Source organism: Bordetella genomosp. 9 (assembly GCF_002261425.1).
GTDB lineage: Bacteria > Pseudomonadota > Gammaproteobacteria > Burkholderiales > Burkholderiaceae_B > Bordetella_C.
In genome coordinates, this window is record NZ_NEVJ01000001.1 from 427,913 (window position 1) to 441,585 (window position 13,673).

Below are 13,673 nucleotides of genomic sequence, written 5' to 3' on the forward strand. Positions count from 1 at the left end.
GCAGGCCCCCGCAGGCTGTCCAATGGCGATTTTCTATTTCTTGCATCGAAAGCCGCCATAATTCGTTACGCTTACGCCTGGCCGCCGTAACCGACGGCCGCCCAGGGGGGCCGTTGCCGATATGACCAATAAATCCGGAATCAAGCTGCGCCAGTTGGAGTATTTCCTGGCTATCGCCGACACGCTGCATTTTTCCAAGGCGGCGGAAAAGCTGTTCGTGACCCAGCCGACCCTGTCCCACCAGCTGGCCGAGCTGGAGGCGCACCTGGGCAAGGCGCTGTTCGACCGCTCCGGCAAGCACATCCGGCTGACCCAGGAAGGCCAGGTTTTCCACGCCTACGCCAGGCGCACCCTGGACGAACTGGCGGCGGGCTGCGCGGCCGTCGAGGAGCTGGACGCCCTGCGGCGCGGCCATCTGAGAATAGGCGCCAGCCAGTCCTTCATGCGCAAGCTGCTGCCGCCGGTGGTGGCGGAATTCATGCGCAGCTACCCGGACGTCCGGCTGACCGTCACCGAGATGATGGCGCCGATGATCGAGGCGCAACTGGCCGCCGGCGACCTGCACCTGGGCATCGCCTTCATTCCGGCGCGGCTGGAAGACACCGAAGTGGAGTCCCTCTTCACCGAGCGCCTGATGCTGATGGTGGGCAGGGAGCATCGCCTGGCGGCGCGCAAACGGGTGCGCCTGTCCGATCTGGCGCGGGAGCCGCTGGTGTTGATGACCCGCGACTACTACACCCGCTCGCTGGTCGACCAGTATTTCGACCAGCGCGGCCTGGTGCCGAACATCGTCTGCGAAACCAATGCGCTGAGCCTGATGATGGACCTGGCGGCGGACTCCCAGGCCGCCACGCTGCTGCCGGAAAGCACCATCGACCCGTCCGAGACAGTCGCGGTGATCCCCGTCTATGAGCCGGTGCCCATACGCGTGACCGCGTTGCTGTGGTCCAAGCGCCATCACCGGACGACGGCGGCCACGACCTTCGCGCGCCTGCTGCGCGACCGGCTGCAGGCGGCGGACCCGGCCCTGCGCCGCGCCGTGGCGTCCGTTACGCAATGAAGCACCCTTGGACGGATCATGCGGGCGGCCTGCCTACAATACAGGCTTCGGCCATGGAGGCGCAGCCTCGGCCCGTCCCAGGAGATTCCCCGATGCCGCTTCTTACCTTGACCCGTTGCACCGTATTGGCGATCGCCGCCGTCAGCCTGGCGGGATGCTCGACGACGACGGGACATGCGCAAGCGCAGGGGCCTGGCGCGGCGCAGGCCGCCACGACGTCCGATTCCCTGGCGCAGACCAACTGGCGGCTGGTCCGCTGGCAGTCGCCGGACGGCTCGGATTACCCGCTGCAGCTGGGGCAGATCTACCCGCCCCTGAGCATCGGTTTCACGGCGCGGAATCGGGATTACCGGGTGTCCGGCTATTCCGGTTGCAATGAATTCGCCGGCACCTATCAGTTGCAGGGCGGCAAGCTGACGATTACGCTGCCGTCCAGCCGCACATTGAAGTGCGGCACCCCGGAACTCGGCGAGGCCGAGCGTGCCTATCTGTCAGCGCTGGCGCACATCGGTTCGTTCAGCCTGGATAGCGGCGGGGCGCCGCACCAGATGATTTTTACCGTACGCAACGGCGATGTCCTGACGTTCCTGCGCGGCCAGGATATCCCGGCGCGTTGATCCAGGAGTCTTTCCATGCTTTTCTCCCGCACGCGCCGCATCGCCTGCATTCTTTCGTCGGCGGCCGCGCTGGCCGCGCTGGCGGCCTGCGCCCATCGCGTGCAGCCGGACCTGGCGCAGGCGCGCTACCAGCCCGCCTATGCGTCCGACTTCCTGGCCCAGACCAACTGGGTGCTGGCGCGCTGGACGCGCGCCGGCGGCACGCTGCGGACCATCCCCCACAACGACGGGCGTGAGCGGCCTATCACCATGGGCTTCATCCATGAAGGCGCGCAGCTGCGCGTGGCGGGCTACGCGGGCTGCAACAACTACAGCAGCGACTACACGGTCGCCAATGGCAACCTGATCATCCGTTCGGCCCCGGTGGCGACGCGCATGGCCTGCGCGCGCCCGGAACTGAACCAGGTGGAACAGGATTTCCTGGCGTCGCTCACACGCGTCCGGGCTACGTCGGTGGACGACATGGGCAACCCCCATCGGCTGTCGCTGACGCTGGATAACGGCGAGGTCCTCGACTTCGCGCGTGCCGATATGGGGCGTTGAGCAGGCGCATGGGCAAGATCGTCAATATCGCGGCGTACAAGTTCGTCACCCTGGGTGACGCCGCGGCGCTGCGCGAACGGGTAAAGGAATGCGCCTCGGCGCGCGCGCTGAAGGGCACGGTGCTGCTGGCGCCGGAAGGCATCAACCTGTTCCTGTCCGGCGACGAGCAGGCGATCGCGGCTTTCCTCGAATGGCTGCGGGCGGACGTGCGCTTCGCGGACCTGGAAGCCAAGTACAGCTACTCCGACGAGGTGCCGTTCCGCAAGCTGCTGGTCAAGGCCAAGCGGGAAATCATCCGCATGGATCATCCGGCCATACGTCCCGAAGCCGGCCGCGCGCCCGGCGTGGACGCCCGGACCCTGGCGCGCTGGCTGGCGCGCGGCACGGACGACGCCGGCCGCCCCATCGTCATGCTGGATACCCGCAATGCTTTCGAGGTCGACGCGGGCACCTTCGAAGGCGCGCTCGATTGGCGCATCGAGCGCTTCACGCAGTTCCCGGCCGCCATGCGCGAGCATCGCGCCGAGCTGGAAGGCAAGACGGTGGTCAGCTTCTGCACGGGCGGGATACGCTGCGAGAAAGCCGCGCTGTTCATGGCCGAGGAAGGCGTGCGCGACGTCTACCAGTTGGAGGGCGGCATCCTGAAGTATTTCGAGGAAACCGGCGGACCGGGTTTCAAGGGCAGTTGCTTCGTCTTCGATGAACGCGAGCTGCTGGGGCCGGACCTGTCGCCGGCGGCGGCGGGTTCGGCACCGACCCCGACGACCCCGACGACCGCGACGACTCCCACCGCCGCCGCCGGGGCGGCGCCCGCCACTGCTTCCTGCTGAGGACCCGCATGTCGCAAGCGCCCTTGGGCATCATGGCCGCCCTGCATGACGAGATCGCCGGCCTGCTCGCGCACATGGGGCCGGGCGCGGCCTGCCGGCGCATCGGCATGCGCGATTATTACGTCGGCGATCTGTACGGCCAGCCTTGCGTGGTGGTGCTCGCGCGCATCGGCAAGGTCGCGGCCGCGGCGACGGCCGTCACGCTGATCCGCGAGTTCGACGTGCGCGCGGTGCTGTTCACCGGCCTGGCCGGCGGCGTCGCGCCAGGTGTGAACGTCGGCGATGTGGTGATCGCGGATGCCTTGCTGCATCACGACCTGGACGCGCGTCCCTTGTTCCCGCAGTATGAGGTGCCCCTGCTGGGCGTCAGCCGCCTGCCCACCGACGCGCGGATGAACGGCGTGCTGGCGCAGTGCGCCGCCGACTACCTGGCCCTGGTGCTGGGGCGCGACGTGGATGCCGCCACGCGCGATCTGTTCGCCATAGGCTCGCCCATGCTGCATCGCGGCCTGATCGCCAGCGGCGACCGCTTCATCAGCGACGCCGACACCGCCGGGGGCGTGTCGAGCGCGCTGCCGGACGCGCTATGCGTGGAAATGGAAGGCGCGGCGGTGGCCCAGGTGTGCCACGAATACGAGATCCCCTGCGCGGTGCTGCGCACGATCTCGGATCGCGCGGACATCGCCGCGCCGGTGGATTTCGCCGGCTTCCTGACGCATATCGCCAGCCATTATTCCAACGGCATCGTCAGCCGTTTCATCGAGGCTTATACCGAATGACCCGCGCGCGGCGCGTCAGCTGACGCGCATGCCGGGCTGTGCGCCCGAGCCCGGCTCCAGCACGTAGATCCCCGGATGGGCCGATTCGTCGGCGTGGCTGGCGGCCAGCACCATGCCTTCGGAAATGCCGAACTTCATCTTGCGCGGCGCCAGGTTGGCGACCATCACGGTCAGCTTGCCGATCAGATCCTGCGGCTGGTAGGCCGACTTGATGCCGGAAAACACATTGCGATGGCGGCCTTCGCCGACGTCCAGCGTCAGGCGCAGCAGCTTGCTGGAGCCTTCGACTTCTTCGCAGTTCACGATACGCGCGACGCGCAGGTCGATCTTGGCGAAGTCATCGATGGTGATCGTATCGGCGATGGCCTCGCCGCCGGGCGCGGGCGCATCGCTCGCTGCCTGGCCGCTGGCCTGGCTCGCGCCGCCACCCGCCGCCGCGGCCTTCGCCGCCTGCTTGGCGCCGCCCTGAGGCGCCGCTTTCGCGGCAGGTTCCGACGGCGCGTCCACCAGGCGGTCCAGCATGTCCGGATCCACGCGCTGCATCAGATGCTTGAACGGCGCGATGCCCAGCGGCAGCATGGCCGCATCCTGCCAGACGAAACCGGCGGGTTGGCCGAACAGTTCGCGCGCGACGCGGTCGGCCAGCGCCGGCAGCACCGGCGCGAGCATCACCGACAGCGCCTTGAAGCCGGCCAGCGCGCGCGAGCAGATGTCCTGCAGCGTGGCCTTCTGCTCGTCGCTGGCGGTGGCGATGCCCTTGGCCATGACCCAGGGCTGGGCGGCGTCGAAGGCCTGGTTGATGCGATCCGCGTACGCCATGATGTCGCGGATGGCGCGTCCGTATTCGCGGGCTTCCAGCGCGGCCTGCACGGCGGCCGCCTGCTCCGCGAGTTCGGCGGACAGCGCCTGGGTGTCGCCCTGGTAGGCCAGCGCGCCGTTGAAGTGCCGCGTAATGAAGTTGGCCGCGCGGCTGGCGATGTTCACGTATTTGCCGATCAGGTCGCTGTTGACCCGGGCGATGAAGTCTTCCGCGGTGAAGTCGACGTCTTCCACCTTGGCGTTCAGCTTGGCGGCGATGTAGTAGCGCAGCCATTCCGGATCCATGCCCACGTCCAGGTAACGCAGCGGCGAAATGCCGGTGCCGCGGCTCTTGGACATCTTCTCGCCGCTGACGGTGATGAAACCGTGCACGTTCAACGCGTCGGGCGTCTTGCGGCCGGCGAACTTCAGCATCGCCGGCCAGAACAGGGCGTGGAAGTAAATGATGTCCTTGCCGATGAAGTGCACCTGCTCGGTCGCCCCGGTGGGGTCCAGCAGCGCGTCGAAATCCAGGCCCTGCTTGTCGCAATAGGCCTTGAGCGAAGCCAGGTAGCCGACGGGCGCGTCCAGCCAGACGTAGAAGTACTTGCCCGGCGCGTCCGGGATTTCGATACCGAAATAGGGAGCTTCGCGCGAAATGTCCCAGTCGCCCAGCTTGGCTTCGGCGTCATCCGCGCCCAGCCATTCGCGCGTCTTGGCCAGCACTTCGGGCTGCAGGTGGCGCGTGCCGGCGGCGTTGGCGCTGGCCGTCCAGTCGCGCAGGAAGGCGACGCAGCGCGGGTCCGACAGCTTGAAGAAGAAATGCTCCGAGCTCTTCAGGACCGGGGTGGCCTTGGTCAGCGTCGAATAGGGATTGATCAGCTCGGTCGGGGCGTAGACCGCGCCGCATACCTCGCAGGAATCGCCGTACTGGTCCTTGGAATGGCAGACCGGGCATTCGCCCTTGATGTATCGGTCCGCCAGGAACATGCCCTTGACCGGATCGTAGAACTGCTCGATGGTGCGGGTCTCGATCAGGCCCTGGGCCTTGAGCGCGCGGTAGATTTCCTGCGACAGCGCGACGTTTTCCGGCGAATCCGTGGAATGCCAGTGATCGAAGCGGATGTGGAAACCGTTCAGGTAGCGCGGCCGTTCGGCGGCGTAGCGGGCGACCAGGTCGCGTGGCGTAATGCCTTCGCTCTCGGCCTTCAGCATGATGGGCGCGCCGTGGGCGTCGTCGGCCCCGACGAAGTGCACCGTATGCCCGGCCATGCGCATGGCTCTCACCCAGATATCGGCCTGGATGTACTCCATGATGTGGCCAATGTGGAAAGAGCCATTGGCGTAGGGCAGGGCGGTGGTGACGAACAGGGTGCGTGGCATAACCGAGGGGCGAATTAGGAAACCGGACCCGGCATTTTAGAGCCAGTTCCGGCGGTCGCCCCGCGGGATGCGTTTACCCGGGTAGTGCGCCGCGCGGCGCCTAGCGGACTTCGCGCACTTCGACGTCGATGACGTCGGGGCGTACGCCCTGGAAAGGGCCGGCGGCCGGGCCGCGGGATGCATTGCGCTGATGCCAGTAGGCCTTGACGCCGAACGGACGGCCACGGACCTTGGCGATTACATACAGGATGCCGACCGCGATGGCGGTCGACACCATGAATACCAGGGCCATGACGCCGCCGATAAGGGCAAGCACCGTGAAGGCGAGGGCGCGCACGAAGCGTGTAAGAGCGTTGTCCATGCTAGAAAAGACGCTTGCGGCGCCGAAAAGTTCCTGCGGATTCCGCTATCCTTGCAACAATGCAGGAGCGATGAAAGCCGCACGGTGCTGAGAAAACAGGCTGCAACCGGAGCAGGCTCGCCAAAACCCGGCCATGCCTGTGGGAATATAGTGACATGAGTTTGACGATCCAACAAATAAAGGCGGTCCTGGAAGGTGTAACGGACCCGCTGACCGGCGCCAGTATCGGTAAATATGTAAAAGACCGCGACATCCATTTGGATGCCCATCCTTTGACCGTGGCCATCGAGCTGGGCTACCCGGCGCGTACCCAGCAGCAGGCCTTGCGGCAGGCGGCGATCGATGCGCTGGCCGCCGCCGGCGCGCCCGGGGCGCAGGTGTCGGTCACGTGGAAAATCGCCGCGCATGCCGTGCAACGAAGCCTCAAGCCCCTGCCCAACGTCGCCAACATCATCGCCGTGGCATCCGGCAAGGGCGGCGTCGGCAAGAGCACCACCGCCGTCAACCTGGCGCTGGCCCTGGCGGCCGAAGGCGCGCAGGTGGGCGTGCTGGACGCCGACATCTACGGTCCCAGCGTGCCCACCATGCTGGGCATCTCCGGCCGGCCGGTCAGCCATGACAACAAGTCCATGGAGCCCCTGCAGGGCCATGGGCTGCAGGCGAACTCCATCGGTTTCCTGATCGACGCCGATTCGCCCGCCATCTGGCGCGGCCCCATGGTCACGCAGGCGCTGGAACAGCTGCTGCGCCAGACCAACTGGCGCGCGCTCGATTACCTGATCGTCGACATGCCCCCGGGCACCGGCGACATCGCCCTGACCCTGGCGCAGAAGGTGCCGGTGGTGGGCGCCGTGATCGTCACCACGCCGCAGGACATCGCATTGCTGGACGCTCGCAAGGGCCTGCGCATGTTCGAGAAGGTCGACGTGCCCATCCTGGGCGTGGTCGAGAACATGTCCATGCACATCTGCAGCAATTGCGGCCATGCCGAGGCCATTTTCGGCGCGGGCGGCGGCAAGCGCATGGCGGAGCAGTACAACGCCCGGTGGCTGGGCGGCCTGCCGCTGACCATGAACATTCGCGAGCAGACGGACGCGGGCAATCCCACGGTGGTGGCCGATCCCGCCAGCGAGGCCGCCGGCCTGTATCGGGACATCGCCCGCCGCGTGGCCGTTGCGGTGGCGGAGCTGCCGCGCGACATGGCGGGCAAGTTCCCGAATGTCGTCGTCCAGCAACCCTGACGCATGCGATGGCTTGCGGGCATACTGCTTTGCGCCCTGCTGGCGTTGTCCGGAACCGCCTACGCCAAGCCTGAAGTCATCATCGAGCCTGGCACCGTCGACCCGGCGTCCATCAAGGCGGTCCGCGACGCGGTCGAGGTCATCGCCAGGCTGGCGTCGGACCAGGACGGCGGCGAAGCAGACCGCCTGCGCCGCCGCGCGCGCGACGCGGCCCTGGCGGCCCTGGCGACCCAGGGCTATTTCCAGGCCCAGGTCACGCTGAAGACCGGCAGCGAGGTCAATGGCGGTAGCTGGAACATCGCCATCGACGCCGGCGTGCGGGCCAAGGTCGTCGCCGTCGAGCTTTCCTTTACCGGCCGCATCACCCAGCCGCGCTATGCCGGCCGTCTCGCGGTGCTGCGCAAGAACTGGTCGTTGCCGGTGGGACGCCCCTTCGTCAATGAAGACTGGAACAAGGCCAAGTCCGGCCTGCTGAATGACGTCAGCGACCACGATTTCCTGCTGGCGCGCATCGCCGCGTCGTCGGCGGACGTGCAAGCGGAACAGGGCGAAGTTCGGCTGAAGGTCGTCATTGACAGCGGCCCGGCGGTGCGCATGGGCATGCTGGAAATCCAGGGCCTGGAGCGCGTGCCGGCGTCGCTGGTGCGCCGCTACGTGCGCTACACGCAGGGCGAAGCCTACGACCAGGACAAGCTGAACAACTGGCAGCAGGCGTTGCAGGGCACGTCTTTTTTTCGCGGCGCCTTCGTGTCGATGGTGCGGCCCGACGGCACGCGCGAGACGCCGGCGGAGCAGACGCCCGCGCGGTCCACGCCGCAGGGCGACCCCAGCGTCGCCGCGGGCGGCCAGCCCGCCAAGGCCATGGACAGCGATAGCGAGATCACGCTGCCGGTGCAGGTGCGCGTGGTCGAGGCCCCGCCCAAGCGCTTTTCCGCGTCGCTGGGCGTGGACAGCGACGTCGGCGTGGGCGTGGAGGCCCTGTATCGCCAGCAGGTGGTGTTCGGCCAGCCGCTGACCATGGAATCCGGCTTTGGCGTGAACCGCCTGCGCCAGCGCGTCTACACCGACTTCTATCTGCCGCCGGATGGCAGCGGCAACAAGGACAGCATAGGCGTGCTGGCCGAGCATTCCGACATCCAGGGACAGGAAGTGACACGCTTCGCCCTGGGCGCGACGCGGCTGCAGGAGCGCCACGGTTCCGGCAACGTGGACTATGAAACCCGCTGGGGCCTGCTGGCGGCGCACGACAGCGTCCGGATCGAAGGCGCCAGCGATTACGACCTGCCCAGCCTGACCGGCACCGTGGAATGGCTGCGGCGCGACGTCGACAACAAATACGATCCGCGTGACGGCAACCTGGTCGCGCTGGGCGGCGGCCTGGGCGTCACGCTGGACACCGGCCGGCCCTACAGCCGCGCCAGGGCGCGCGCGCAGACCTGGTGGCCGGTGGGCGAGCGTGATGTGTTCACGGTGCGCGGCGAAATCGGCAAGGTGTGGTCCGACAGCACGCGCGTGCCGCCGGACTTCGGATTCCGTACGGGCGGCGCGCGCAGCATCCGGGGCTATCCCTATCTGAGCATCGGCGCCGATCGCGGCGATGCGGTGGTAGATGCGCCGACCTTGCTGGTCGGCAGCATCGAATACGACCATTACTTCGATGAACGCTGGGGCGTCGGCTTTTTCGTCGATGCGGGGGACGCCGCGCAGTCGTTCGGCGATATGCGCATGGCGGTCGGCTATGGTGTCGGCGCGCGGGTGCGCACGCCCGCCGGGCCGCTGTTCCTGGACGTCGCCTACGGCCAGCGCGACCATTCCCTGCGACTGGCCTTTTCGCTGGGGATCGCATTTTGAAGATCCTGGGCCGGCTGCTGCGCAATGTGCTGGTGTGGTGGGTGCCCACGCTGCTGCTGTTCCTGTGCGCCGCCGTCGCGGCGGGCGTGTGGGTGGTGGGCAGCCAGGCGGGCGCGCAGTGGCTGCTGCGTACCGCCTTGCCCTACGCGGGCGGGCAGGCGGAAGACGTCGGCGGTTCCGTGTGGCGCGGTCTGCGTATCGGCCATCTGGCCATCTCGACGGGGGGCGTGTCCGTAGAGGCGCGCGACCTGTCGTTGCAGGTGGCATGGCCGGAGCTGTTGCGGCGGCGGCTGCATGTCCACGAATTGTCGGCGGCCAGCCTGGCGGTGGACCTGGGGCCATCGGCGCCCGATGCGTCCGCGCCGGCCGGCCAGGCCGACCAGCCGGTTTCGCTACCGCTGGACGTGGTGGTGGAGCACCTGTCCGTGGGTGAGTTCACGCTGCGGCAGGATGGCGCGCCCTTGCCGGTCGCCCTGGGCGGCTTGCAGGCGGCGCTGAGCGCCAATGCCGGCGGCGCGCATCTGCAGGTCGATAGCCTGCATGTCGGGCATGCGCTGGCGGACGCGGATATCCAGGGGCAGGCGGATCTGCGCCAGTTGGCCGCGCCCTGGCCCCTGACCGCGCAACTGCACGTGGCCGCCCGGGGCCGCACGCCGGATTCGCCCGTGTGCGTGGGCCGGTACGTGGAGGACATCGCGCCGGCCGCGTCGAAGCCGCCCGCGCCGGACCCCTGCCTGGTCCAGGCGGACATCGGCGTCGATGGCTCGCTGGACAACATGTCCGCCACCATCGCGGCAGAAGGCGCTGGCGCGGTGTTGTCCGCCAAGGCGCAACTGGCCCCCAACGACGCGCTGCCCGTGCGCACCGCCGACGCGTCGCTGCGGCTGCCGGACGGTACCTCGGCCGCGATCACCCTGACGGCGGCGCCCGCGGGCGCGCCGGGTGACGCCACCGCACAGGGGCTGCGCCTGCAGGGCACCATCGCCGCCGACCGGCTGGACCTGGCACGCCTGTCCGGCAATGCCGTGCCGCCCGGCGTGCTGACCACCCAGGGCCGCTTCGACGCCCTGTTGACGGACGGCTACGTGTTGCGGGATGGACAACTGGATCTGTCCATCGCCCAGGGCAGCCGCTGGAACAGGCAGCCGCTGCAGGGCACCGCGCGCGGCCGGGTGACGACGGCGGCCAATGAGCAAGCGACGGCCGACTGGACCAAGGCCCTGGCGGACGTGCGCGTGCAAGGCCTGGCCGTGGACCTGCGCCTGGGTCCCAATCGGGTGCAGGCACGCGGCGACATCAACCCGGGCGCCGGCGCCATCACGATCGATGCGGCCGCCCCCGCGCTGGCGGCGTTCTGGCCCGGCCTGGAAGGCGCTGCCAGCCTGCAGGCCAAGCTGACCGGCACGCCGGCCCGTCACCGGCTGGAATTGCGCGGCGGCTACACGCCCGCGCGTTCGCGGCCCGGCATACTCGGCAGCGCCCCCATGCAGGCGAGCCTGGACGTCAGCGGCGGCTACGGCGCCGGCCCCGGCACCGACGCGGCCGCGCGCGAAGTGGGCTGGCGCGGCACGGTTTCCCGCCTGACCTTCACCCACGCCGGCTTCGAAGTGGCTTCGCCCAGGCCGGTGACCGTGGCCTTCCTGCCGCATGCGAGCGCCCCCTTGTGGCAATGGCAGGCGGGACCGGCGCGCATCGATCTGCAGGTGCCGGGCGGCGACCGTTTCGTGCTGGATCACGCCGGTTCGCGCGGCGGTCCCGGCCGCTGGGAAACCGCCGGCCGCGTGGACGATCTCGTGCTGACGCCCGCCATGGTACGGCGTATCCAGCGCGCGCTGGGACAGGACGAGCCCGAACGCGACGCGCAGGGCCGGCCGCAGCGGGTCAATGCCCGCGTGCCCGCCGGCCAGCGGCGCATCGCCCTGGACGTGTCCTGGGACCTGCGTTATGCGGGCGCGCTGACCGGCAAGGCCCGGGTGGCGCGCCGGTCCGGCGACCTGCTGATACCGGGCGATCCGCCCATGCCGCTGGGGCTGCGGAATCTGGTGCTGGACTTGAACGCCACGTCCGCGGGCGGACGCAACAGCCGCGTCGACGCCAGCTTGCGGGTGGATACCGCGACCATGGGCACGCTGCGTGGCAGCGGCACCGCCATGCTGGCGGCGACGCCCGACGGCGGCATCGGCCTGGCGCCCCGCCAGCCGCTGCGCGCTTCGCTGGACGCCGACATCTCGGACCTGAAATGGGTGGAGCTGTTCACCGGCGACAGCACCGAGATCGGCGGTGCGCTGAAGGCCGACGTACAGGTCCAGGGCATGCCGGGCGGCGCCTGGACGGCCAACGGCACGGTGCGAGGCCAGGGACTGCGCTATGTACGCATCGACGATGGGGTGCGGTTCGTCGATGGCACGCTATCGGCGCGCTTGCAGGAGGACCGGCTGATCGTCGATTCGCTGCGCTTTCCGGCCGTGCTGCGCGTGCTGCCCACCGAGGCGCGCACGCGTGCCTGGGTGACCCGCGATCCGGACGCGAAGAACGGCTACGTCGATGCCAGCGGCAGCTGGCGGCTGGCCGATAACGGCGGCAAGGTGCACGTGGTCCTGCGCAGGTTCCCCGTCATCCAGCGCGCGGACCGGTTCGCCATGATGTCCGGCACCATCGATATCGACGCGACGCTTCCGCGCCTGTCGATCCGTGGCGACGTGAAGACGGACGCCGGCTGGGCCAGCATCGAAGTCCTGAGCGAAGTGCCCTCGCTGGATGGCGACGTCGTGGTCCACCGGCCGGGCGCCGACGAACCCGCGCCTTCGACGCCGTTGCAGACCGATATGGATCTGAACGTGGACCTGGGCTCGCGCTTCTACCTGACCGGCATGGGCCTGGACGCCGCGCTGGGCGGCTCCATCCGCATTCGCTACATCGACAACCGGCTGTCGGGCACGGGCGCGCTGCGGACCCGCGCGGGCCGCATCGACGCCTACGGCCAGCGCTTGCAGTTGCGGCGCGGCACCGTGACCTTCCAGGGCGCGCTGGACAATCCGCTGCTGGACATCGAGGCGCTGCGCACCGGCGAACAGGTCGAGGCGGGTGTGCGCGTCAGCGGCACCGCGCAGCGGCCGCGGATCGACCTGATCTCCTACCCGGACGTCAGCGACGAGGAAAAACTCTCCTGGCTGGTGCTGGGCCGCGCGCCGGACGCCAGCGGCAACGACACGGCGCTGCTGGTGTCGCTCGGCACGTCGCTGCTGGGCAATGGGGAACCCTTCTACAAGAAGTTCGGCCTGGACGACGTGACGGTGCGCAACGGGAACCTGGGCGGATCCAACAGCCTGCTGCCGGACCAGACCGTGGCGGGCAACGTGAACCAGGATGCCAGCCAGAGCCTGGCGACGCAGTTCGTCGTGGCCAGCAAGAATTTCGCGGACGGCGTCACCCTGAGCGTGGAGCAGGCGCTGGCAGGTTCGGAGACGGTCGGCCGCTTGAGCTACCGGCTGTCGCGGCGCTGGTCCCTGGACCTGAAAGGCGGGTCGGTCAACGGCCTGGAGCTGGTGTATCGGACTTTTCTGGGTGATTGAGCGGCCGGCGGGCAGGGCGGCGGGGGCTAAAATACGCCCCACTTCAAATGCGAGGCTTTCTTTCCATGAGCATCAAGAGCGACCTGTGGATCCGGCGCGCCGCGGCCAACGGCATGATCGAACCCTTCGAGCCCGGCCAGGTGCGCGAGTCGAATGGCGGCCGCATCGTCAGCTACGGCACCAGCAGCTACGGCTACGACGTGCGCTGCGCCAGCGAATTCAAGATATTCACGAATATCAATTCCACCATCGTCGATCCCAAGAACTTCGACGAAAAGTCCTTTGTCGATTTCACCGGCGATGTCTGCATCATCCCGCCGAATTCCTTCGCCCTGGCGCGTACCGTCGAATACTTCCGCATTCCGCGCAGTGTGTTGACGATCTGCCTGGGCAAGAGCACCTACGCGCGTTGCGGCATCATCGTCAACGTGACGCCGCTCGAACCCGAATGGGAAGGCCACGTCACGCTGGAGTTCTCCAACACCACGCCGCTGCCCGCCAAGATCTACGCCGGCGAAGGCTGCGCCCAGATGCTGTTCCTGGAAAGCGACGAGGTCTGCGAAACCTCCTACCGCGACCGGGGCGGCAAGTACCAGGGCCAGCTGGGCGTCACGCTGCCGAAGACCTGACGGGCAGGG

11 protein-coding genes are annotated in these 13,673 nt (G+C 68.4%); 9 read left to right on the plus strand and 2 right to left on the minus strand.

Annotated features, from left to right (window positions below; genetic code table 11):
* The first annotated feature begins 121 nt into the window (after positions 1–121).
* The 5 genes from cynR (at position 122) to CAL26_RS01915 (ending at position 3,829) form a co-directional block, all read left to right on the plus strand.
* Positions 122–1,060, plus strand: coding sequence for a transcriptional regulator CynR (gene cynR / locus CAL26_RS01895; RefSeq protein WP_094845240.1), 939 nt, complete (start codon positions 122–124; stop codon positions 1,058–1,060).
* Positions 1,061–1,152: 92 nt separating this feature from the next.
* On the plus strand, positions 1,153–1,677 hold the full coding sequence (locus CAL26_RS01900; protein ID WP_094845241.1) for an META domain-containing protein: 525 nt from the start codon (positions 1,153–1,155) through the stop codon (positions 1,675–1,677).
* A 15-nt stretch (positions 1,678–1,692) separates the two neighbouring features.
* Entirely contained in the window at positions 1,693–2,220 is a 528-nt protein-coding gene (locus CAL26_RS01905) for an META domain-containing protein (RefSeq protein WP_094845242.1), read from the plus strand.
* Between the two features lie 8 nt (positions 2,221–2,228).
* Complete coding sequence (locus tag CAL26_RS01910; protein WP_094845243.1) at positions 2,229–3,050, plus strand: sulfurtransferase; 822 nt, start codon at positions 2,229–2,231, stop codon at positions 3,048–3,050.
* A gap of 8 nt (positions 3,051–3,058) precedes the next feature.
* Positions 3,059–3,829, plus strand: a complete 771-nt coding sequence (locus CAL26_RS01915) for a 5'-methylthioadenosine/adenosylhomocysteine nucleosidase (protein ID WP_094845244.1) — start codon at positions 3,059–3,061, stop codon at positions 3,827–3,829.
* 15 nt (positions 3,830–3,844) lie between these two features.
* On the opposite strand, the gene metG is transcribed toward CAL26_RS01915, so the two are convergent.
* The gene (gene metG / locus CAL26_RS01920; protein ID WP_094845245.1) at positions 3,845–6,010 is read right to left on the minus strand and encodes a methionine--tRNA ligase; all 2,166 of its coding nucleotides are present in this window, start codon (positions 6,008–6,010) and stop codon (positions 3,845–3,847) included.
* A 100-nt stretch (positions 6,011–6,110) separates the two neighbouring features.
* Positions 6,111–6,371, minus strand: coding sequence for a hypothetical protein (locus CAL26_RS01925; RefSeq protein ID WP_094845246.1), 261 nt, complete (start codon positions 6,369–6,371; stop codon positions 6,111–6,113).
* A gap of 155 nt (positions 6,372–6,526) precedes the next feature.
* Between CAL26_RS01925 and apbC the strand changes: the two genes are divergently transcribed.
* The 4 genes from apbC to dcd all read left to right on the plus strand — a co-directional run bounded on the left by apbC (position 6,527) and on the right by dcd (position 13,664).
* Positions 6,527–7,612 carry an iron-sulfur cluster carrier protein ApbC gene (apbC, locus tag CAL26_RS01930; protein WP_094845247.1) on the plus strand — a complete coding sequence of 362 codons (1,086 nt, stop codon included), beginning with the start codon at positions 6,527–6,529 and terminating at the stop codon, positions 7,610–7,612.
* A 3-nt stretch (positions 7,613–7,615) separates the two neighbouring features.
* Positions 7,616–9,463: an autotransporter assembly complex protein TamA gene (locus CAL26_RS01935; RefSeq protein ID WP_094845248.1), complete on the plus strand. Its 1,848-nt coding sequence runs from the start codon at positions 7,616–7,618 to the stop codon at positions 9,461–9,463.
* Positions 9,460–13,035, plus strand: a complete 3,576-nt coding sequence (locus CAL26_RS01940; RefSeq protein ID WP_373454433.1) for a translocation/assembly module TamB domain-containing protein — start codon at positions 9,460–9,462, stop codon at positions 13,033–13,035. The genes CAL26_RS01935 and CAL26_RS01940 overlap by 4 nt, the downstream gene beginning before the upstream one ends.
* A 65-nt stretch (positions 13,036–13,100) precedes the next feature.
* Positions 13,101–13,664, plus strand: a complete 564-nt coding sequence (gene dcd, locus CAL26_RS01945; protein ID WP_094845250.1) for a dCTP deaminase — start codon at positions 13,101–13,103, stop codon at positions 13,662–13,664.
* Positions 13,665–13,673 lie beyond the last annotated feature (9 nt).

What these genes read in the sequence shown, in the direction of transcription:
- CAL26_RS01915 (WP_094845244.1), top strand. Translation starts at nt 3,059, where the DNA reads ATGTCGCAAGCGCCCTTGGGCATCATGGCCGCCCTGCATGACGAGATC.
- CAL26_RS01935 (WP_094845248.1), top strand. Translation starts at nt 7,616, where the DNA reads ATGCGATGGCTTGCGGGCATACTGCTTTGCGCCCTGCTGGCGTTGTCC.
- CAL26_RS01900 (WP_094845241.1), top strand. Translation starts at nt 1,153, where the DNA reads ATGCCGCTTCTTACCTTGACCCGTTGCACCGTATTGGCGATCGCCGCC.
- CAL26_RS01925 (WP_094845246.1), bottom strand. Translation starts at nt 6,371, where the DNA reads ATGGACAACGCTCTTACACGCTTCGTGCGCGCCCTCGCCTTCACGGTG.
- dcd (WP_094845250.1), top strand. Translation starts at nt 13,101, where the DNA reads ATGAGCATCAAGAGCGACCTGTGGATCCGGCGCGCCGCGGCCAACGGC.
- CAL26_RS01905 (WP_094845242.1), top strand. Translation starts at nt 1,693, where the DNA reads ATGCTTTTCTCCCGCACGCGCCGCATCGCCTGCATTCTTTCGTCGGCG.
- cynR (WP_094845240.1), top strand. Translation starts at nt 122, where the DNA reads ATGACCAATAAATCCGGAATCAAGCTGCGCCAGTTGGAGTATTTCCTG.
- metG (WP_094845245.1), bottom strand. Translation starts at nt 6,010, where the DNA reads ATGCCACGCACCCTGTTCGTCACCACCGCCCTGCCCTACGCCAATGGC.
- CAL26_RS01910 (WP_094845243.1), top strand. Translation starts at nt 2,229, where the DNA reads ATGGGCAAGATCGTCAATATCGCGGCGTACAAGTTCGTCACCCTGGGT.
- apbC (WP_094845247.1), top strand. Translation starts at nt 6,527, where the DNA reads ATGAGTTTGACGATCCAACAAATAAAGGCGGTCCTGGAAGGTGTAACG.